The 18,670-nt window shown below is 58.4% G+C and carries 24 protein-coding genes and 1 pseudogene; 19 read left to right on the top strand and 6 right to left on the bottom strand.

Translation table 11 applies throughout. The annotated features are described in order from the left end of the window. Positions 1 to 307 precede the first annotated feature (307 nt). Together ACERI1_RS18410 and ACERI1_RS18415 are read left to right on the top strand one after the other, a co-directional pair. Positions 308 to 709 (top strand): hypothetical protein, encoded by a 402-nt coding sequence (locus ACERI1_RS18410; protein WP_373619926.1) that lies wholly within the window; start codon positions 308 to 310, stop codon positions 707 to 709. 203 nt (positions 710 to 912) lie between these two features. Further along, on the top strand, positions 913 to 1,617 hold the full coding sequence (locus ACERI1_RS18415) for a tyrosine-type recombinase/integrase (protein WP_373619927.1): 705 nt from the start codon (positions 913 to 915) through the stop codon (positions 1,615 to 1,617). A 196-nt stretch (positions 1,618 to 1,813) separates the two neighbouring features. Here ACERI1_RS18415 and ACERI1_RS18420 read toward each other — a convergent pair whose 3' ends face one another. Next, positions 1,814 to 2,497 carry a hypothetical protein gene (locus ACERI1_RS18420; RefSeq protein ID WP_373619928.1) on the bottom strand — a complete coding sequence of 228 codons (684 nt, stop codon included), beginning with the start codon at positions 2,495 to 2,497 and terminating at the stop codon, positions 1,814 to 1,816. A gap of 223 nt (positions 2,498 to 2,720) precedes the next feature. Between ACERI1_RS18420 and ACERI1_RS18425 the strand changes: the two genes are divergently transcribed. Then, positions 2,721 to 3,008 (top strand): amphi-Trp domain-containing protein, encoded by a 288-nt coding sequence (locus ACERI1_RS18425; RefSeq protein ID WP_373619930.1) that lies wholly within the window; start codon positions 2,721 to 2,723, stop codon positions 3,006 to 3,008. A 488-nt stretch (positions 3,009 to 3,496) separates the two neighbouring features. Beyond that, positions 3,497 to 3,841: a hypothetical protein gene (locus tag ACERI1_RS18430; protein WP_373619931.1), complete on the top strand. Its 345-nt coding sequence runs from the start codon at positions 3,497 to 3,499 to the stop codon at positions 3,839 to 3,841. 319 nt (positions 3,842 to 4,160) lie between these two features. Here the strand turns inward: ACERI1_RS18430 and ACERI1_RS18435 are convergent, their stop codons facing one another. Beyond that, positions 4,161 to 5,159 (bottom strand): IS110 family transposase, encoded by a 999-nt coding sequence (locus ACERI1_RS18435; protein WP_373619933.1) that lies wholly within the window; start codon positions 5,157 to 5,159, stop codon positions 4,161 to 4,163. Between the two features lie 474 nt (positions 5,160 to 5,633). On the opposite strand from ACERI1_RS18435, the gene ACERI1_RS18440 reads away from it, so the two are divergent. Continuing rightward, on the top strand, positions 5,634 to 5,972 hold the full coding sequence (locus ACERI1_RS18440) for an ArsR family transcriptional regulator (RefSeq protein WP_373619934.1): 339 nt from the start codon (positions 5,634 to 5,636) through the stop codon (positions 5,970 to 5,972). A 40-nt stretch (positions 5,973 to 6,012) separates the two neighbouring features. Here ACERI1_RS18440 and ACERI1_RS18445 read toward each other — a convergent pair whose 3' ends face one another. Further along, positions 6,013 to 6,885, bottom strand: coding sequence for a universal stress protein (locus tag ACERI1_RS18445; protein WP_373619935.1), 873 nt, complete (start codon positions 6,883 to 6,885; stop codon positions 6,013 to 6,015). 94 nt (positions 6,886 to 6,979) lie between these two features. Next, positions 6,980 to 7,426 (bottom strand): universal stress protein, encoded by a 447-nt coding sequence (locus ACERI1_RS18450; RefSeq protein ID WP_373619936.1) that lies wholly within the window; start codon positions 7,424 to 7,426, stop codon positions 6,980 to 6,982. 55 nt (positions 7,427 to 7,481) lie between these two features. Here ACERI1_RS18450 and ACERI1_RS18455 point away from each other — a divergent pair, with 55 nt between their 5' ends. The 5 genes from ACERI1_RS18455 (at position 7,482) to ACERI1_RS18475 (ending at position 11,800) form a co-directional block, all read left to right on the top strand. Then, complete coding sequence (locus ACERI1_RS18455; protein WP_373619938.1) at positions 7,482 to 8,105, top strand: SagB/ThcOx family dehydrogenase; 624 nt, start codon at positions 7,482 to 7,484, stop codon at positions 8,103 to 8,105. A 128-nt stretch (positions 8,106 to 8,233) separates the two neighbouring features. Beyond that, complete coding sequence (locus tag ACERI1_RS18460; protein ID WP_373619940.1) at positions 8,234 to 9,169, top strand: universal stress protein; 936 nt, start codon at positions 8,234 to 8,236, stop codon at positions 9,167 to 9,169. A 145-nt stretch (positions 9,170 to 9,314) separates the two neighbouring features. Continuing rightward, positions 9,315 to 9,692, top strand: coding sequence for a hypothetical protein (locus ACERI1_RS18465; RefSeq protein ID WP_373619942.1), 378 nt, complete (start codon positions 9,315 to 9,317; stop codon positions 9,690 to 9,692). A 209-nt stretch (positions 9,693 to 9,901) separates the two neighbouring features. Then, positions 9,902 to 10,663 (top strand): diphthine--ammonia ligase, encoded by a 762-nt coding sequence (locus ACERI1_RS18470; protein WP_373619943.1) that lies wholly within the window; start codon positions 9,902 to 9,904, stop codon positions 10,661 to 10,663. A gap of 246 nt (positions 10,664 to 10,909) precedes the next feature. Further along, the gene (locus ACERI1_RS18475; protein WP_373619945.1) at positions 10,910 to 11,800 is read left to right on the top strand and encodes a universal stress protein; all 891 of its coding nucleotides are present in this window, start codon (positions 10,910 to 10,912) and stop codon (positions 11,798 to 11,800) included. 324 nt (positions 11,801 to 12,124) lie between these two features. Here the strand turns inward: ACERI1_RS18475 and rpl12p are convergent, their stop codons facing one another. Continuing rightward, positions 12,125 to 12,445, bottom strand: a complete 321-nt coding sequence (gene rpl12p / locus ACERI1_RS18480; RefSeq protein ID WP_373619946.1) for a 50S ribosomal protein P1 — start codon at positions 12,443 to 12,445, stop codon at positions 12,125 to 12,127. A 356-nt stretch (positions 12,446 to 12,801) separates the two neighbouring features. Between rpl12p and ACERI1_RS18485 the strand changes: the two genes are divergently transcribed. From ACERI1_RS18485 to ACERI1_RS18505, 5 genes are all read left to right on the top strand, one after another. Next, a complete protein-coding gene (locus tag ACERI1_RS18485; RefSeq protein ID WP_373619947.1) occupies positions 12,802 to 13,107 on the top strand; it encodes an MTH1187 family thiamine-binding protein in 306 nt (101 codons plus the stop codon). A gap of 372 nt (positions 13,108 to 13,479) precedes the next feature. Beyond that, the gene (locus tag ACERI1_RS18490) at positions 13,480 to 13,929 is read left to right on the top strand and encodes a universal stress protein (protein ID WP_373619948.1); all 450 of its coding nucleotides are present in this window, start codon (positions 13,480 to 13,482) and stop codon (positions 13,927 to 13,929) included. A gap of 344 nt (positions 13,930 to 14,273) precedes the next feature. Further along, complete coding sequence (locus ACERI1_RS18495; protein ID WP_373619949.1) at positions 14,274 to 14,438, top strand: hypothetical protein; 165 nt, start codon at positions 14,274 to 14,276, stop codon at positions 14,436 to 14,438. A gap of 145 nt (positions 14,439 to 14,583) precedes the next feature. Further along, the gene (locus tag ACERI1_RS18500) at positions 14,584 to 14,763 is read left to right on the top strand and encodes a hypothetical protein (RefSeq protein WP_373619950.1); all 180 of its coding nucleotides are present in this window, start codon (positions 14,584 to 14,586) and stop codon (positions 14,761 to 14,763) included. A 110-nt stretch (positions 14,764 to 14,873) separates the two neighbouring features. Then, a complete protein-coding gene (locus tag ACERI1_RS18505; protein ID WP_373619951.1) occupies positions 14,874 to 15,926 on the top strand; it encodes an NAD(P)-dependent alcohol dehydrogenase in 1,053 nt (350 codons plus the stop codon). A 98-nt stretch (positions 15,927 to 16,024) separates the two neighbouring features. Here ACERI1_RS18505 and ACERI1_RS18510 read toward each other — a convergent pair. Then, positions 16,025 to 16,135 (bottom strand): annotated as a pseudogene (locus ACERI1_RS18510) (phosphoribosyltransferase); the annotation flags it as partial. Positions 16,136 to 16,530: 395 nt separating this feature from the next. Between ACERI1_RS18510 and ACERI1_RS18515 the strand changes: the two are divergent. The 4 genes from ACERI1_RS18515 to ACERI1_RS18530 all read left to right on the top strand — a co-directional run. After that, positions 16,531 to 16,947 (top strand): DUF302 domain-containing protein, encoded by a 417-nt coding sequence (locus ACERI1_RS18515; protein ID WP_373619955.1) that lies wholly within the window; start codon positions 16,531 to 16,533, stop codon positions 16,945 to 16,947. A gap of 6 nt (positions 16,948 to 16,953) precedes the next feature. Next, positions 16,954 to 17,304, top strand: a complete 351-nt coding sequence (locus tag ACERI1_RS18520; protein ID WP_373619952.1) for an SHOCT domain-containing protein — start codon at positions 16,954 to 16,956, stop codon at positions 17,302 to 17,304. Between the two features lie 209 nt (positions 17,305 to 17,513). Then, positions 17,514 to 18,008 carry a plastocyanin/azurin family copper-binding protein gene (locus ACERI1_RS18525; RefSeq protein WP_373619953.1) on the top strand — a complete coding sequence of 165 codons (495 nt, stop codon included), beginning with the start codon at positions 17,514 to 17,516 and terminating at the stop codon, positions 18,006 to 18,008. Positions 18,009 to 18,324: 316 nt separating this feature from the next. Beyond that, the coding region (locus tag ACERI1_RS18530; protein ID WP_373619954.1) for a hypothetical protein at positions 18,325 to 18,670 on the top strand (346 nt) is incomplete at its 3' end.

An 18,670-nucleotide genomic window follows, 5' to 3' on the forward strand; every position in this document is an offset into this window, starting at 1 on the left:
CCGGTTGTCGATTCTACGCTCAAAAACTACAGCAAGTCCTTGTCGCCCGAAGAATTATCTTAGCAAACGTGGTTTGTTTAACCAGCAGAATTTCCATAGGTGAATACAGAGCGCGTGTACAGCAGGCAGATCATTACGATTGTGCTCTGAGAGAATGTATATCTGAGCCGAAATTTCCTGCACAGGGCTCGCCCCCACCCGTATGAATCGACAGGAGTCAACTGGTTCAGGCTCGACTCAACGATTTCGTTCCTTTTGACACTCCTTCCCCTACTCCTTTAGTGGTTGTCGGTCGAATAGCATATCTATGGGTACGACATCCACAACTGGTACGGCGTCAACGTTCAATAGACCCAATAACTCTGTCGGGTACATAGCCATCGTGATGGCACTCATAACTGGGGTTTTACACCTCGTCGCTTCGACGAACGCGATTCAGTTCAGTCAGGTACTCGGCATTCTATTTGTGCTTAACGGCCTTGGTTTCCTTGCTGGTGCAGTGTTATATCTAACCAAATACTGGAAAAAAGAACTGTTTTTGGTGGCGGCACTGTATTCGCTTGTAACGATTCTAGCACTCTTCGCGGTGCAAGGGTGGGGTGTCGAGGCGTTCTACATGCAAGGGAGCATCAACCCGTTTGCAGTTATCACAAAGGCCGCAGAGGCGGTACTCGTTGTCTGTGCGATCTATTTGTACGCCGCCGAGTGAGGTGACAACGTCTGTTGATTTCCAGCGTTCGTTGCTTTTACCCACCTTCGTTGCTGAGTTCCCCGCTCGCTTTTGCTGATTATCGCGTTGTCTGTAGACACATTTATTCAATAGCTTGCCAGATGGATGCTCTATATTCAGCACTGTGGAACAATCTCAACTTTAAATAGTTTCTCTGGAAACCGCGTACACCTCTAGCTGTAATGACACAGCATCAGTCTGAGTCATCATCGTGGGCGAAGCGACATCGACGAGCATTAACGACACGACATTCTCACGAAGATGTTCTCACCGACCGAGAGTTCGAGTTGTTGCTCGAAGCTTGTTCGGAGTTACCCAGTCCCCGTGATTTCCAAGCGCGGTTCATCTGTTTGGTCGCAGGTCGGCTCGGACTCCGTGGGGGCGAGATTTCACATCTCAGTACCGACTGGTTTGACTGGGATCGGAAACTTCTCCAAATTCCACAGCACGAGCCGTGTGCTTGTGGGTACTGTCGTCGCCAAGCAGCTCAGGAAGCGAACCACTGTGACGACCTCACCGAGGACAAGGCAGTAGAGGCCCGGTGGCACCCAAAGACGGTCTCGTCCGCCCGGGCGATCCCGTTCGACCTGTCTTTGCGTCTCGAATTGTGTCTCGAACGCTTCGCCAATCGTTACGATTCATTTCCTCATTCGCGTTCGACGATCAATAGGCGGGTGAACGAAGCTGCGGAGACTGCCGATCTTCGGGGACGCGTCTACCCACACTGTTTGCGAGCAACCGCTGCGAGCTATCACGCCTATCAAGGAGTTGCGCCAGTTCCGCTTCAGGCCTTGATGGGATGGAGCGATCTCGCCACCGCCCAGAAATACATCCGAATTTCCGGAACAGCGACCGCAGATGCACTCCGGCAAGCGCATCACCGATAACTAACAGTCTACTCACGATTCATATAGCCTCTGCTGAATAGAGGGCGCGTCTACAGCACAACCACGTCGGTTGTCTCGGTATGAATCATGCAATAATCGTCGGCGGTCAAACTGTTCTGCTGAAAGTCACAATGAGTTACAATTTCAGCCAGTAATTCAACGCGTGGACGCCATCCAGAAGTCCCGGTTGTCCTTTTCACTCGCTTGGCAGACTCGCAATAATCGATTCGGTGAGAGCCGGCTCTAGTCCAGTGTCCCGGTATCCCGCTGCGAGATTAACGTCGACAGCCCAATACTGGCCGTCGCCATCTTTGACCAAGTCAACCCCGACACCCCGAAGGTCAAATCGTTCAACAAGTTCTCGGAGCGACGCTGCAAGTGCTGGCCTGATCTCTATCTGCCCGATGAATTGTTTCTCCCCGTAAAGCTTCGAGCTGACGCGCCGCCCCGCGACGTGTATTTCTGACCCGTCGTTGACGGCATAATACTTGTAATCGACTGGTTCCGTCGGAATCAGTTCCTGATAGAAATCTCCCTCGCCGTTGAGTTCGGGTTCGTCGTTCCAGATGTAGTAGCCTTTAGCGACGTACTCGCCATCGGGTTTCTCGAAAGAGACTTCAGGTGTGAGAAATCCCATCTCCGAAAGCGCTCGAAGACCGACAAGCCGTGAACTGAACAAAATCACCGCCTGCAAGTTGTTCCACAGCACTATCCCCGTCCGTCGAGCATGCCTGAGAGTTGGGAGTGCACTCGGGAGTGTCTTCTTGTTAACAATCAACGAGAGGTCGGCGATCTGTTCTGGTGAGAGGGGTGATTGGGGATGGAAGAATCGAACCTGAAAGCCTGCACTCCGAAGACGCTCGGCTACGTCGCTGAACACCGGCTTGTGCTTTTGACACAGGATACCGATGCCGTGATTACGTTCCATACGGCTCTACAGTGGTGTTCAAGCGCGAATTTGAATAGCATTCGGGTGTGTAGCGATTTCAGTAACAGACATCATGAATGGGGGGATGGCCCAACAGGTGTGAACACACTGGCCAGTCCTATCCACTCAATACGGCGGGCGAATTTATGCGTGCAGGCTGTGTACCATTTCCTGTATGCCTGAAGAAGTCCTGTTCAAATCAGAGAACGACCAGAGCCGAGAAGAGATTGCATCGTACCTTCGGAAAGTCGCGGACAATCTCGACAGCGGCAACGCTATCACCCTGAAAGCAGGCTCTGAATCTGTAACGCTGAATCCCCCTGCCCGACCGACCTTCGAAGTCAAAGCTGAACGCGAAGGCCCGGCTGGCAATATGACTGAACGAAGTATCGAGTTTGAACTCGAATGGGACGAGAACGACGGTGAGGAGGGTGACGGAAGTGGTCAGTTAGAAATTGAGTAGTCACTCCGCGCGCACGCTGAGCAGGTGATTCAGGGGAACAGGTCTGGAACAAATGTAGCCTCTGTGCTGATTTCACCCTCCGAGTCGGTCACGCGCTTTCTGATAGAAATCGGGAAGGTAATTCAGCGAGTGCTGAATAGAACGCGCGAATGTCGCACGGTACTCCACAGAAATTGTGACGGGCCGAATCGCTTAGTACAGAGGAAGGGAAGGGGTTACCATTGAATCGGTCGCCATCAGTCCTCTATCATAACCGCAAACTGGAACTTCTCGAATGGCCGAATTACCTCGATGAACTCGCCGGGATCAACCGGTTTTCGAGGATTCCATCTTCGTTAGCATCTTCATTGAGATCACGAGATTCGATGAAGTTTTCACTCATTCCAGACAGAACGATCACTGGAACATGAGGGCGCGTCTTGTATCGTTCGCGTCGGTGCGCACTTGCAAGGTGGGATTGTATTCCATCGAACGTCAACCATCTACCCATGAGCGACCGCAGCCGAGAGCAAGGCGTCGATCTGGGCGACCTCCATGAGAAGCTCGAAACTCACGAGTACCCGGCGAGCAAGGAGGACCTGCTCGAGGCCTACAGGGATCACGAACTCGAGTTCGGCGACGGACGGGCGACGTTCGCCGACCTCCTCGAACCGCTCAATCAGGGCATCTACGACTCCGAGATGGAGGTCAAACAGACGATCATGAACATGGTCGGCGACGAGGCGATCGGACGCAAGAACTACAGCGACCGAACGCCGCCCGCCCCCGGCGAGGACCGCCAGGACGAAGGTGCACCCGATCAGGAGGGTCTGCGCCATCAAGAGTCGTTCTAAACCGCCCGCGAGGCTGGCGGCAGGGTTAGATTCGTACGTTTAGTGAGCGGGTGATGCACCCTTTCGGCGCGAAATAAACGGAGTCGTTCTGCTGCACATACCCTCTCTATTCACCTATGGAAATTCTGCTGGCTAAACAAACCACGTTTGCTAAGATAATTCTTCGGGCGACGAGGACTTGCTGTAGTTTTCAAGCGTAGAACCGACAACCGGCGAACCGATAGCTACTGAAACAGCCATCAGGCGGGGGACTTCCTGTTTGCGAGAGCAGTCGCTCACGCTGCCACCAACCGGCCAATGAGCGCCGCCTCGGCGGCGCTCAGGCACTCACCCCTGGTGGATCGTACACCTCCTCACGGTCCAGCATGTGATACATTGAAACCAGCAACTTCCGGGCGGTTGCGACAATCGCTGTTTTCGAGTTTTTCTTTCGAGCTAACCGGTTGTAGAACCGGCTAAGGTACTCGTCTTCGCACGTATGTACCGCTGAGTACGACGCTTGAACGAGCAGCCACCGGACTCGTCCTGATCCTCGCTTCGAGATGCTCCCCTCAAACCGCGAGTCGCCAGACTCGCGGATTATCGGGTTCAATCCAACGTAACTTACGACCTCCTTGTCCCGGTCAAACCGGTCGATCTCTCCCAACTCCGCGTAAATCGTCAACGCCGTAAAGTAACTCACACCAGGAATCGTCATCAGGAGCTGGGTCTCCTTCAGAGACCCAGCCCGCTCCTCAATCTCTGCTTCCAACGACTCAATCTGTTCAGTGAGCGTCTGAATGATCTCTAGATACGACTCCAGCAACGCATCCCACGGTGCCGGGAGTGAGAGTTCCGTCAGGAACTCTCGTCCCTTCACACTCAGTGGTTTCACCTCCTGAGTGATCCCGTGATCACTCAACAAGCCATGGATCTTGTTCGCGTACTCGGTCCGGTTCTCAACGAGCTTCTGGCGCCCGCGCACTTGTGCGCGGGCTTGCCGAACCTCGTCGGTTGGAACGTAGCTTTCAGGAATTGAGCCTAACCGAACCATCCGAGCGAGTTGTTTCGCGTCGACGCGGTCGGTTTTCTTGTCCGAGTCGGAGATCAGCTTTAATTCGCCTGGATTGGCGACGGTCACATCCAGATACTCTGAAAGAGTATCATGGATGTGGTAGTAATTGCTGGTCGCTTCAAGCGCGGCTTTGGACCCAGCGTACTGCTGGGCAAAGTCGTCGAGGTTCGCGTTTTCGACGCGAACTTCTTCGACGATCTCACCGTTTTCGTTCAATACTGCGATTTGTGAGTACCGTTTGTGTACGTCGATTCCAATGAACATTGGACTTACCTTGGAACGCCAGTGCGTGAAACAGAGATTCACCTATACGGGCTTTCCCGACTGCCGCCGGGAGCGGCAGTCGGGCTGTGATACCCAGGACTCGGCTTCCTACGCACTCGGACCAGTCAGCAGCACGTGCTCTCGGGCACGGAATACAGCTCGGTCTCTTGCGTCCCATACTTGTTTCACGCTCTCATGGGATATAGCAGAATTTCCATCGAGTCAGCACGATCCAACGAATATCATCCGTATATGATAGAAATTCCGCCGTTCAGTTCGCACATCTACTTACCGGCTGCTTCAACCAAGGGGAATTGAAACAACTCCCCTGCGAGTCTTGCTGTGACATGCTCTGAAAGTACCTATTCGCCGATAGCTTCGACGGACTGGTCAGGAGCCATGGAGCTTCCACATCGTGGGAACACCAGCGGGGGTACTTCAACCAGTCCCTCGATAGTCGGTTCAACTCGAGCGATGACCGAGTTCCCGATCACAGACGACGACGGACTCGTGCAGTGTACCTGCGGGACAGACAAGATGCTCCGTCTGCTCGCGGACGCCTCCCGACGACGGGTTGTCGCATCGCTAAAGAACTGTGAGGACAACTGGATTCACCGCGAACAGCTAGCACAGCGGCTGTCGGAGCCACACGAGGACGGAGCCGTCAGTAGTTGGGAACGAGACCTCCACCACGTCCACTTACCACTGCTCGAGGACGTGGGATTGATCGAGTACGACAGACAGGCGGGAACGGTACGGCACTATCAGTGTGACATCCTCAGCGATGTCCTCGACACAGTCGATCCGGAGTAACCCGCAGCGAGGAGACAACACGGGACGAGGCTCGAGTCCACTAGCCGACCGTCAAGACGGGAATCGGCGAGCGGCGGACGACGCGTGCCGTCGTGCTGCCCAGCAATCGACCGGTTCCGACGGTCCGACCACGCGTTCCCATTGCAACGAGGTCGGCGTCGACCGCCGACGCTGCTTCGAGGAGTTCGTCCGTCGACTCGCCACGACGGACGGCGGTCGTCACGGAGCAGTCACGATCGCGCGCCATGGTCGCGATCGTCTCAGTCGCCTTGCGGCCGCCCTCTTTGAGGGAGCCGATGATGCTCCGTGGCGCATCCTCGAGGTCGTACGGCGTCGAATCGACCACGTAGACGACGTGGACGTCGGCGTCGTATTTTTCGGCGATATCGAGCGCCGTTTCGGCGGCGCGTTCGGCGGTGTCGCTCCCGTCGGTCGGGATCACTACCTGTTCGTACGGCTCAGCTGTCACTGTGTCGCGGTCGTCTCCCAGTCGGACCGAAAGCACTGGCACGTCAGCGAGCATAAGGACGCGTTCGGTCGTACTCCCCAGTCGCGCCCGATCAACGCCGGTCCGGCCGTGCGTTCCCATTACGATGAGATCGACGTCGTGTTCGTCCGTGTACGCGAGAATCTCTTGGTGGGGGGTTCCCTCACGCACCTCTCGAGCGGCCGCCAAGTCGGCGTCCTCAGCACGATCGGTAATCCGGATCGTCGCCTCACGTCCCCGTCGTTCGGATGGTGCGTAGAGTTCCTCGCGGTCTGCGCCGGCGATGCCGGTCGGCTCAGCACCGGTGTCGACGACGTAGAGTGCGTGCACGGCTGCGCCGTAGGTCTGGGCCAGTTCGATCGCGTGTCCGATCGTCGCCTCGGCGCCAGCGCTGCCGTCGGTCGGGACGAGCATCGCGCTGAACATAGCTACACGTTTACGCCGAGTGGGTATCAAACGTGCCCACACGTTCATCAGCCGTGATACGACATGGCAGTGCTGGCACGGGAACGATGCGACCTCACCGAACGACGGTGACCGGAACCGGGGCGCGGCGAGCGACGGTCTCGGCAACACTCCCGTAGAGTGGCCGTCGTTCGTCCAGCCGTCCGTGAGAGCCGAGGACGACGTGATCGACGTCTTCAGCGGTCGCGTACTCGACGACGAGCCGCTTCGGATCGCCGATGTCCGAGTCGGTCACGACCGATCGGTCATACTCGTCGGCGACCTCGGCGACCTCCGCAAAGAGACGATCGGTGGCGTCGTCAACGGCGCTGTCCCACGCGTCCGTCCCGATCATCGGTTCGTACGTCGAACCGGTGTTCTCGAGCATCCCGTAGTCGGGTCTGAACAAGTCGACAACGTGGTAGGCGACGATTTCCGAGTCCGGAAACCCCTGAAACGCGTGTCGAAGCGCGTCGAACGATAACGGCGAGCCGTCGACGGGGACGAGCACTGTCCGCGACATACCGACTGCTTTCCCACGGAGTGCTATAACGTTCTGGGGCTCGTACACGCTCGAGATGGCCTCGATCGAGCTTCCCGATCCCGAAATCGACGGATCGACGAGCGTCGAACGGGCGATCGCGACCAGAGAAAGCCGCCGGTCGTTTGCCCAGACGCCGGTCGACATCGGTGACGTGGCACAGCTCCTGTGGGCGGCACAGGGACGAACGCACGTACGAGACGGCGTCGAACTGCGCGTCGCGCCGGCGCTCGGCGCGACGTATCCGCTCACCCTCTTTCTCGAGGTCACGCCAGCCGGAATCGAGGACCTCGAAGCGGGCCTCTACCGGTACGAGCCGGAGCGACACACGCTTGAGCGCGAGCGTGAGACGGCCGTCCACGACGATCTCACGGCCGCGGCGCTCGATCAAGCGGTCATTGCGACGGCCCCGATGACGATCGTGATAGCGGCGGCGTACGACCGAACGCGACGGCAGTATCCGGCCCACGGCAACCGCTACGTCCACATGGAGGTCGGACACGCCGCGGAGAACGTCCACCTCGTCTGTGAGGCGCGCGCGCTGAACACCTGTCCCGTCGGCGCGTTCGACGACGATGACGTCACAACGGCGCTGTCGCTGCCGTCGCGACTCGAGCCACTGTATCTGTTGCCGGTCGGCCACCGACCAGCATCCGGGTAACGGCGGGGCTCGAACGATGGTGCTGGCCGTTCGTCGCCGGCGACGGGTGTGCGATCAGTGTCTGACCAGCAGACCCGCAAAGCCGGGAGCCCCCATCATTATTCGGTGTGGCGACCAAGGAGGAGGCAATGTCATCAATGATCCAGACGATCGATTCGGTGTTGGTACCGACCGACGGAAGCGATAGTGCTCTCGCGGGTGCAAAGCGTGGGATCGACCTGGCTGCTGCAGTTGACGCGGAGCTCCACGCGCTCTCAGTCGTCGACACGACAGACATCGAGAACGTTCCATCCATTCTCGACTCCGACGCGACGGCGGACGACCAGGCAGCGCTCGAAGACGCCGCCGAAGAAGCCGTCGAAGCCGTCGTCGCGACGGCACAGGAGCGGGCACCCGACCTCGAGGTCACCACAGCGGTCGAACGGGGCACCCCGTTTCGGCGTATCGACGACTACGTCGATACGGCCGAAATCGATGTCATCGCGATGGGCACGAAAGGCCGGACGGGACTCAAGCGGGTCGTACTCGGGAGCGTGACCGAAAACGTCCTTCGGACGGTCGATGTCCCGGTACTGGCCGTCCCGCCGGCGGCAGTTGACGGCTCACTCACTCCGGAGAACACCGAGAATGTGCTCCTGCCGACCGACGGCAGCGAAGGTGCCGCGGCCGCCGTCGACTGGGGTGTGCACCTCGCGGACGTGTTCGACGCAATGGTGCACGCGCTTTACTCGGCCGACACGAGTCGGCTCACGATGGGAACGGAGCCGAGTACGATCCTTTCCGAACTCGAGCAAACAGGCGAGACCGCACTCGAAGCAGTTCGTGAACGTGCCCGGGCGAGCGGTGTCAGCGTCACGGGCACCGTCGCAAACGGGCCGCCGGCGAGAGTGATTCTGGACTACGCCGACGACAAGGCAGTCGATCTCATCGTGATCGGAACGCACGGGCGCTCCGGACTCGAGCGACACCTGCTCGGCAGCGTCACGGAAAACGCCGTCCGGGGCGCTGACGTACCCGTGGTTTGTGTGCCGATGGCCGAATACGAGGCGGACATAGAGGAATAGGTGAAATCGTCACAATAGGTTCAATAGGTGGGATTGGTAGAATAGGTGGAGAGTTGAGATCCGTGGCGACCGACCGCTGCTCATATAATAGCGCTCCAATTGCAGGTCAATTCGTATCGTGGTTCCGGCGTATGACAACGTATTCATGGCTACCGTCGAGACAGTCCTCTCTTCCATTTTTAGTACAATACCTGAACTTCATTCCGGGCAACTCGGCCTTCTTGCCGGTCTCCTCGTCGGTGTTCTCTACTGGCACGAGTACCGCCAGTTGTCGCTCGGGTTCCTCACCAGCAGCTATCTGCTGGCGCTCGGTGTCGTACCAGCGTCGACGAGAGGGCTTCAGGTGGTGCAATCACAGCCGTGGTACTTCTGCTCGATGCTGGTCCTTACCTCACTCGCCGCGATCGGTGGGCATGCAGTCTGGCGTTGGGTATCGGGAGCGATTCAATCTCGGTCACCGACGATCGGACACCGAGTGTCCGACCGTGAAACGGGCGACAGCGCCAACCAGAACCGCATGTGACTGTCGTCCAAAGCGCCGCTGATCGTTGACATCGACTCGAAAGACAACCATCGGATCCCACCGCTCGGAGCGAACTCGCCGCCAGGTGGTGTCTTAGAGCCGTTTGTGTGTTCAATGAAAACAGAACCCCCACAGGTACGTTGTCGTGTCGACATGATCAGCAGTGTGCCGAGCCACGGGCATTTATCCGTCACCGGTGAAGCGGACGTATGTCCGACGCCAACGGCGGCTGGGCTGCCCTCTTTTCCGGCGGTAAAGAATCCTCGTGGGCGCTTTTTCAGGCCATCGAGTCCGGCCGTGACGTCTGCACACTGATCGTCGTCCAGCCGCCGGAGACGTCTCACATGTATCGCGCACCCGCACAGCCGGTGATACGACTGGCCGCACGCAGCATCGGGCTCCCTCTCGTCGACGTTGGGCTTCCCGTCACCGACATGGAACCACCCGATCTGGGTGCGGATCTGTCTGCTGAACGAGACAGTGAGTTGGACACACTCGAGGCTGCCCTCGAGAAACTGGACGCCGAGTTCGACGGCGGCTTGCGCGGAATCGTCGCCGGGACCGTCGAGAGCGACTACCAGGCCGATCGACTGGGATCGATATGCGACCGCATCGGCTGTGAGTTCTTCGCGCCGCTGTGGCAAGCAGAGCCACGCGACCTCGCGGCGACGATGATCGACGGTGGACTGACGATCCGCATCGTCGAGGTGGCAGGCCCCGGCTTCGACGAGTCGTGGCTTGGTCGACAACTGGATCACGACGCTCTAGCAGACCTGACGGCGCTTCACCGCGAGTACGGCGTTCACGTACTGGGTGACGGCGGCGAGTACCAGACGATCATCACCGACGGGCCACACATGGATCGCCCCATCACGATCGAGTTCGAGACGGAGTGGTACGGGACGTGGGGCCGAATCCGAATCACGGACGCCTGGCTTGACGCACCTGCATCAGCAGACGGGCAGCAATGATCGACGCACACTGCCCACTCAGGGCGACCCGCGGTAGTGCGCCTGGTCTCACGTAAAGCGTCTAGGAGGAGGCAGGAGCCACGCCGGGCTCGATGAACGGCGGACGGATCAGCGCTTACGTGGTGCGATGGCCAGTTCATCTCGAGACGCTCGAGCGCCGTCGCTCACCCTTGGTTTATTCGGCTCGGCGTCGTCGAGTGCATCGTCTCGCATCGTCCGCTGAAGAGATGAACACCATCACAGACCATGTCAGCACATATTCTCGTTCCGATCGATCGCTCGTCACAGTCGACCGCAGGACTCGTCTACACGCTCGTCTCGTTTCCCGAGGCCACTGTCACCGCGATACATATCACCGACACCGAACACGACGCGTACGCGACGGTTGGCTCGCCCGAATCGAGCGACGAGCGCCTCGAACAGGCCGGTGAACGGCTCCTCGAGCGTGCAACCGAGCTCGCAGCGGAGTACGACCGCGAACTCGAGACGGTACTCGAGAGAGGTATCCCTCATCGAACGATCGTCGAGTACATCGTCGAACACGACATCGATCACGTCGTCCTCGGCAGCCACGGCGAATCACCGATCGTTCGGCCGTTCCTCGGCCACGTCAGTGAAGCCGTCATCCGACGAGCCCCCGTCTCGACGACGATCGTCCCGGAGACACAGTCGGAACTCCTCGAGCGAGAGTTCCCCGGTCGCGTGCTGGTTCCCGTCGACGGCTCCGACCAGTCACTCGCCGCACTCGAGTACGCGACCAGCCAGTTTTCGGAGGGTCAGATCGCCATTTTCCACGCCGTGGCGCTCCCGTTCGAATACGATGTCGATGCCATCGACGGCACGTACCTCGAGAATATCGTTAACGACCTCCCCGAGCAGGGAGAGTCGATTCTCGATACAGCCAGCGACGCGATCGAAGACGACGACCTCGCCGTCGAGACGGCGCTGACATACGGAGCGCCGTCTCGATCGATCGTCGAATACGCAGTGGACAACGAATTCGATCAGATCATCATGGGGAGTCACGGCCGGTCCTTGCCGGCGCGACTCATCACTGGAAACGTCGCTGAGACTGTGTCACATCGATCGCCGATACCAGTGACGCTGATACGGGGACAACCGAATGGATCGTCATAGCCGGTACTCAGCGTGATTCGAGGTGGAGCCCCGAACTCACAGAACGGCGACGCCGTAGGCGAATACCGACTTCGGTGATCGATCTGTGCGCTCGTTCGCGCTTGCGATTAATAGACGGGGCCCTGATGGGGACGTTCGGTGCCACTTGTTTACAACTCTATGACTGTAATTCAGTCGTGACCATCCGTGTCTCTGATAGATACTCATCGGATCCTGACAGAAGCGGAATAGACGTGCCCAGCGACAGGTACTGTCTCGACTGGAGATAGGACGGCCAGTCAACGCGGTTGCCCACTGCGCGAGAACGCGGATAAAAAAGACGGCTTATCCGAATAGCTCGCCGAGTCCCTCGCCGGTCGCTCCTTCGTCTTCCTCTTCTTCTTCCGGTTCTTCTTCCTCCGGTGCTTCTTCCTCCGCAGGTTCCGCCTCTTCAGCTTCCCCAGCGGGTGCAGCCGGCGCTGGCGCACCGACCGCCGTCTCAGAAATCGCTTCCTCGATATCGACGTCCTCGAGTGCGGCAACGAGTGCCTTCACGCGGGACTCTTCAACGTCGACGCCGGCAGCGTCGAGCACGTCCGTAAGGGCGTCTTCGTTGATCTCTTCGTCCGCTTCGTGCAGGATGAGGGCTGCGTATACGTATTCCATACCGATCACCAGATGTTCCGGAGTCTATCCACGGACACATTCGCTGGTTGGACACGACCCCGGTTCGAGCGGGCCCTACGTTAACGATACACATAGTCACTCCGTTAGTCGCGGCGCATGAAAGTCACACGATCGAACACCAACCGCTGGGTGAGATACCGTCTTACCATGCACAAGGCTGTCGGAGGCGCGATGCGCGCCGGCGACGTCTGGGAATACCATCCAACAGGAGCTCAGCCAGAGAAAAAACACGCTTGACTGTCTCGCGAGTTGACTCGCGAAAGAATTTCATGATGCCGAGTGTACGTCGCGTGCCACGGTGTCGAACGACTGTGGCCCCGCTGGAGGAGATACCCATGACAGCAATCGCCAGACTCGAGATCATTCCGGTGCGAGAGGAACAGATGTCGGACCAGATCGCCGCCGCAATCGACGCGCTCGATCAGTTCGACATCTCGTACGAACTCACGCCGATGGATACGGTCATCGAAGCCGACGACGTGAACGAGATCTTTGATGCCGCAGCGGCCGCACACGAAGCGATCGACGAAGACCGAATCATCACCTCGTTAGAGATCGACCACCAACCCGATCGCGAGCAGCACACGGCAGACCGAGTGGCGGCGGTCGAACACGAACTCGGTCGGACGCCACAAGGGTAGTGACAAAGCGGCTCCGTGATCGTTATCGAACGCCCATCTTTTCGACGGTCTGCCGTCAGTGACAACCACCAGCGTCGGCAGTGTCGACTTGACCACTGGCACTGGTCGCACTACTGCGAGAAACGGAGTTCCTTCGAAGGGGCTTCCGCGACGACCCACCAGTGGATGTCCTTCTCGGGATGGCGTCAACGACGTGTTCGCGAAGCTGTTCGTGGGTGTCGAAGTCGTCGCCACAGAAATTACAGCGATGATGGTGCTTCGGCAACATACCGTGAGTACGACAGCACTCGGATGAATCAGAGGCAGTAAGTCTGGTAATCGTCGAAGCGGGGTCCCAAAGTGTATTCACCGCTGGCCGTCCACAAGTGGCGCATGGCATCCCGAATCCTGGTCGCGTTCGACGAATCGCCGCAGGCGACCGCCGCGTTGCACCACGCGCTGTCGACGTACACTGACGCCGAGATCCACGTCCTCCACGTCAGCGACCCGCGAGAATGGGTGAGTGCTGACGGCATGGACGGGTTCTACTCGGAGACGGTCTACAACCAGTCACAGGAGTCTGCCGAACGGCTCCTCGAGGAGGCGACCGAGGTCGCAGAGGAGTACGATACAGACCTGAAAACAGATACAACAGTCGGAACGGCGGCGTCAGCAATCGTCCGGTACGCAGAGGAACACGACATCGACCACATCGTTCTCGGGAGCCACGGCCGACGCGGACTGTCGCGATTCCTGCTCGGGAGCGTCGCCGAACGGGTCGTCCGTCGCTCGCCAGGGTCCGTGACGATTATCCGCGAGGAAGAGCCCGCCGACACGGTGTAGGGTCGACCGCCTGGTTTCCGGTTGGTGCCTCGCGTCCTCGAGTATCCTGTCACGTCGCGTGAGTACGTCGTGGGGACCGGGCCTGACTGCTATCGGTATCGCGTCGCTTGCGGGCATCGTTCATGCCGGGCAGCAACGAACGCAGATCCTCGAGTCGACCGCTGCGATCACATCGTCACGAACTGTGCGATTCCACGGGTCGCCGACCAGCTGCTTCCGGTCCCGTACACAGACGAGTTACAGAACGCTATCGCGACGTTTGAACCCGGCCCGTCACTGCTCATGTTGTATCCGGCGTTCGAGCCTGCCCCTGTGAACTCGGCAACGAATACTATTCGACGTTCGTGTATTCGGACGACGTCGAGATGCTCGCGGACACGGTACCAGCACACGGTGGGTCGTATGGCCGCCGGGCATACACGTTCGTCGACTACAGCCAGCTCGATGGCGCGCTTACCCACAGCGAGGGCGTCGGCACTATGGTCACCTTGGACGTGCTTTCGAACTGAACAGGGCTCCCTGACGAGGAGTATCGGGAGAAGAAAGCGTTCGTGAAGACGGTACTCCGTCGGCGGTTGAACGAACTCACTCCGGGTATCGAAGAGGCGTCATCCATGCCGCGCTGGCGACGCGAAGACGATCCAGCGCTTCACGTTGAACCCCGGCGAGGAATCCTACGGGTTCGCACAGTTTCCTTCACAGACGCTCGAGAAGCAGGCGATTCCAGCACCGCTTCCGAACCTCTCGTTTGCGTCAGCGTGGGCGAGTCCCGGCGGTGGATTCCCCGGCGTGCTGGCAGGTGGCTCCTCCACGGCACTCGGGGTCCTCGGCTGACGTGGACGGTCGCGCGATCCGCCGCTACTGGCGGAACTCATCGAGAGTGAACCTTCGGGTAAACGGACACTGCCGTTTCAAGGCCCTCGTTGTGGTATCGCGGACAAACCATGAAGGCCTTTGTCATGGAGGAGATCGGCGAAACCGGGTTTGTAGAGAAAGACGAACCGGAACCAGGGCCGACCGATGCGATCCTGCGGCCGACGAAGGGACTCGTCTGTACCTCCGACGTACATACGGTCCACGGCGCCATCGGCGAGCGAGAAGACATCACGCTCGGCCACGAGATCGTCGGCATCGTCGAGGAGGTCGGCAGCGACGTCGACTCGTTCGAACAGGGAGACCGTGTCGCCGTCGGAGCGATCACCCCCGACTGGGGATCCGACGCGGCACAAAACGACCATCCATCACAGTCGAACGGCGCACTCGGCGGGTGGAAGTTCGCGAACGTCAAAGACGGGACGTTCGCCGAGTACGTCCACGTCAACGAAGCCGACGCGAATATGGCCCACATTCCCGACGACGTCACCGACGAGGAGGCTGCCTATACCACCGACATGATGAGTACAGGGTTTATGGGCGCCGAACACGCCGACATCCCGATCGGGGGGACCGTCGCAGTGTTCGCCCAGGGGCCTGTCGGCCTCATGGCCACCAAGGGGGCTGCACTGCAGGGGGCCGGCCAGATCCTCGCAGTCGAATCGGTACCCAAACGCCAGGAGCTCGCCGAACGCTACGGCGCGACAGCAATCGTCAATTTCGAGGAACACGATCCCGTCGAACAAATTCACGAACTAACCGACGATCGAGGTGTCGACGCCGCCATCGAAGCGCTCGGGTCCTCGGCGACGCTCGAGCAGTGTGTCGCCGCGACGAAACCCGGCGGAACGATCTCCAACGTCGGCTATCACGGCGAGGGCGAGTACGTGAACATCCCGCGAGAAGCGTGGGGTGTCGGCATGGCCGAAAAGGACATCATCACCGGGCTCTGTCCCGGCGGTCGACTCCGATTGCGCCGGCTCTTGCGGTTGCTCGAGGAGGGTGTGGTCGATCCAACGCCGATGACTACCCACGAGTTCACCTTCGACGAGATCGAAGCGGCGTTCCAGCTGATGGAAACCAAAGAAGACGGCATCATCAAACCACTTATCGACTTCGAGTAAGGCGGCCGGGCGTCGGTTCGGCATCACAAGCCTCGCGGACGGTGTCTCGTGTCGAGGCCGTCACGCCCGTACCTCGTCACGGAGACTTTCGATCGCCCCGGTAGCCTGACTGGCACTGCAAGCACCACGTAGGCAGCACTGGCATTGGTCACCAGTCGGAGACAGGCACGTGTCGTTGCCCCGGTCGCGACGCCATCGTCGACGACGACATCGAGCGGGACGCCAAGTTCGTCGGCGTCGGTCCGATCATCGAACATCGAGAGCCTCCGTAGTGTACCTCGAGGCGAGTTCGTTCACGGACCGGTCGACCAGTCCGAGACGGCCGCAGCCACACAAATACTTGTGCGGTCATAGAATCGGTCACAGGCCAATTCGACTTCGTAGTGTACGGTCAGTACAGGGGATGTAGAGATCGGCACCGACCTATATCCATCTGACTTTTGATAGAAACACCGTGCGAGATTGAGAGGACAGATCCATCAACTCGTAGCCCGAGTGAACACTCGTTCGAGATCGAGAAGGCAGTCTATTTTCTGGGAGACGGCAAAAGACGATCACCAGATGATACCACACGGTTAAGCCCCTCCAGGGAGTAGTACATAATATCGGATATACCACACAACACTCGGTGTCGGGTGACTTCGACGAAGTCGTCGACACAACAATCGCTGCACTCGAAGACCAGGGATTTGGCGTCCTCTCTGACATCGATGTTCAGGCCACGTTTGAAAAGAAACTCGGCGATGAATTCCGACAGTATCGGATTCTCGGCGCGTGCAACCCTGCACTCGCACAGGAGGGGCTGAGTGAGGAGATCGAACTCGGCGCACTCCTCCCGTGTAACGTTATCGTCTACGAAACTGACGATGGAGACATCGTGGTGAGCGCCGTCGATCCGCAGCAACTCGTTGGGATCGCCGACAACGACGCGCTCACCGCTATCGCGGCCGAGGTCAACGACCGATTCGAGCGTGTGCTCGCGGCCGTTACCAACGACCACAAAGCTGCGTCCGGGGCTTGATTCACGATGTCATCGTCAAACCAATTCGACACAACGACCATCATCCTCCTGATCCTCGGGACACTCATCGTGCTTCCGGTACTCACGATGGGATTTGGCGGCATGATGGGATACGGCGGCATGATGGGCCAGTATGGAGGTACTGGCGGATGGTGGCTATTTGGGATGCTCGTTCCCTTCATCTTCCTCCTCGTCCTCCTCGGTGGTGGCTACCTCGTCCTCCAGCGCGTGACCGACAGTCAGACGCCTCACGATCCTGCGATGGAGGAGCTACGCACAGCGTACGCTCGTGGAGAGTTCTCTGACGAGGAATTTAAGGAGCGGCGACGCCGGCTCCGGACACGAAACGAGGAGTAGTGGTTCCCACGATGCCCACTCGACGACGTGTATTCGCACTCATTGGCGGACCGATCATAACCAGCCTGGCGGGGTGTCTGAATAATAGTGATTCCCAACCTGGTGATACTGACGACGGGAATAACGGGTCCGTTCCCGAGTCTAACGATAATCATGATCACGAGAACAATCACGAACTTGGCCATCCGGAGACACGTATCGAGGTGAGGATGGAATCGGACGACGATAGCAACCATTTCGTCCCACATGTCGTTCACATCGAGGAGGGAGGCACGGTTACATGGGTCTTGGAGAGCGGCGCTCACGACACGGTCAGCTACCATCCTGACAACGCTGACCTTCTCCCGTCGACGTCCGAGCGGCGGATGCCGGAAGAGACCCGCCCGTGGCGGAGTAAGTTGTATCGGACCAGAGGAGAGACCTTCGAGCGAACGTTCGAAGAGACAGGGATTTATGACTACACCTGTGCCGTCGTTGAACATGGCCATGGGCCAGACCGTGGACACGGTCCCTATGGCCATCATCGAACACACGAAGCGACGGGCATGGTTGGCCGCGTGATCGTCGGTTGGCCAGAACTCGATTCCGACGCTCAGCCTGCACTCCAGTCACCCGCAGATGGACTCCCCGACGCCGCAAAACGTGAACTTGAGGAGTTCAACGAACGAACCAGGGCGGAACTAGAGCATCCCGACGAACATTGAATGCGTCGATCTCAGCCAATCCAGAGACGATCTCAGATATCACCCGCTCTCTTGTGGTTCTGGGCCTACGTGACTACGTGCGGCGTATCTGGTCCTGAAGTGCCACGGATGTGTCCCTGCTGATCGAGTCTCCTCAACCGCTTTGATCAAAAGTTTGTGTCTGCTGAATACCGCCCTGTATCTCGCACGACTATCGAAACACATCTCACAACTGATAGAATCCTCGGCGGTCAGTCCACGTGCATATTTCACGGATGAGGTGTTTCTCACACGATCTAATCATACATTTTTAACACTATAGCAACAAGTTAATCGCATGAACCGACGAAACGCTCTGATAACGTTAGGAAGTGCGTCAATTTGTAGCTTTGCGGGCTGTTCCAGCAAGGAAGATTCTGAGTCTGTAGCTCCACCCCCACTCACAGAAATTATTCTTTGGTCGGTTCTTGAGACTGGTGAATCAGTAAGCGCTCAAATCACTGTGGAGAAAGACGAATCACAAATATTTGAGATAGTACATGAGTTTGAGGGAGAAAGTCGATTTAGTCTATCCAAGGATTGGATGGTGGATGCTGTCCCATATTCGGTTACAATAGAATTGATTGAACCAGAGGTAACAGAGTCCTATCTTTCTTCAAGGAGAGAATCCCGGCGTTTACGCT

The sequence above is a fragment of the Natrinema sp. HArc-T2 genome (assembly GCF_041821085.1).
In the GTDB taxonomy this organism is placed as follows: Archaea; Halobacteriota; Halobacteria; order Halobacteriales; family Natrialbaceae; genus Natrinema.

What these genes read in the sequence shown, in the direction of transcription:
- ACERI1_RS18445 (WP_373619935.1), bottom strand. Translation starts at nt 6,885, where the DNA reads ATGTTCAGCGCGATGCTCGTCCCGACCGACGGCAGCGCTGGCGCCGAG.
- ACERI1_RS18490 (WP_373619948.1), top strand. Translation starts at nt 13,480, where the DNA reads ATGGCATCCCGAATCCTGGTCGCGTTCGACGAATCGCCGCAGGCGACC.
- ACERI1_RS18455 (WP_373619938.1), top strand. Translation starts at nt 7,482, where the DNA reads ATGGCCTCGATCGAGCTTCCCGATCCCGAAATCGACGGATCGACGAGC.
- ACERI1_RS18435 (WP_373619933.1), bottom strand. Translation starts at nt 5,159, where the DNA reads ATGTTCATTGGAATCGACGTACACAAACGGTACTCACAAATCGCAGTA.
- ACERI1_RS18525 (WP_373619953.1), top strand. Translation starts at nt 17,514, where the DNA reads ATGGAATCGGACGACGATAGCAACCATTTCGTCCCACATGTCGTTCAC.
- ACERI1_RS18470 (WP_373619943.1), top strand. Translation starts at nt 9,902, where the DNA reads ATGTCCGACGCCAACGGCGGCTGGGCTGCCCTCTTTTCCGGCGGTAAA.
- ACERI1_RS18475 (WP_373619945.1), top strand. Translation starts at nt 10,910, where the DNA reads ATGTCAGCACATATTCTCGTTCCGATCGATCGCTCGTCACAGTCGACC.
- ACERI1_RS18485 (WP_373619947.1), top strand. Translation starts at nt 12,802, where the DNA reads ATGACAGCAATCGCCAGACTCGAGATCATTCCGGTGCGAGAGGAACAG.
- ACERI1_RS18410 (WP_373619926.1), top strand. Translation starts at nt 308, where the DNA reads ATGGGTACGACATCCACAACTGGTACGGCGTCAACGTTCAATAGACCC.
- ACERI1_RS18440 (WP_373619934.1), top strand. Translation starts at nt 5,634, where the DNA reads ATGACCGAGTTCCCGATCACAGACGACGACGGACTCGTGCAGTGTACC.
- ACERI1_RS18465 (WP_373619942.1), top strand. Translation starts at nt 9,315, where the DNA reads ATGGCTACCGTCGAGACAGTCCTCTCTTCCATTTTTAGTACAATACCT.
- ACERI1_RS18460 (WP_373619940.1), top strand. Translation starts at nt 8,234, where the DNA reads ATGTCATCAATGATCCAGACGATCGATTCGGTGTTGGTACCGACCGAC.
- ACERI1_RS18450 (WP_373619936.1), bottom strand. Translation starts at nt 7,426, where the DNA reads ATGTCGCGGACAGTGCTCGTCCCCGTCGACGGCTCGCCGTTATCGTTC.
- rpl12p (WP_373619946.1), bottom strand. Translation starts at nt 12,445, where the DNA reads ATGGAATACGTATACGCAGCCCTCATCCTGCACGAAGCGGACGAAGAG.
- ACERI1_RS18520 (WP_373619952.1), top strand. Translation starts at nt 16,954, where the DNA reads ATGTCATCGTCAAACCAATTCGACACAACGACCATCATCCTCCTGATC.
- ACERI1_RS18505 (WP_373619951.1), top strand. Translation starts at nt 14,874, where the DNA reads ATGAAGGCCTTTGTCATGGAGGAGATCGGCGAAACCGGGTTTGTAGAG.
- ACERI1_RS18430 (WP_373619931.1), top strand. Translation starts at nt 3,497, where the DNA reads ATGAGCGACCGCAGCCGAGAGCAAGGCGTCGATCTGGGCGACCTCCAT.
- ACERI1_RS18415 (WP_373619927.1), top strand. Translation starts at nt 913, where the DNA reads ATGACACAGCATCAGTCTGAGTCATCATCGTGGGCGAAGCGACATCGA.
- ACERI1_RS18425 (WP_373619930.1), top strand. Translation starts at nt 2,721, where the DNA reads ATGCCTGAAGAAGTCCTGTTCAAATCAGAGAACGACCAGAGCCGAGAA.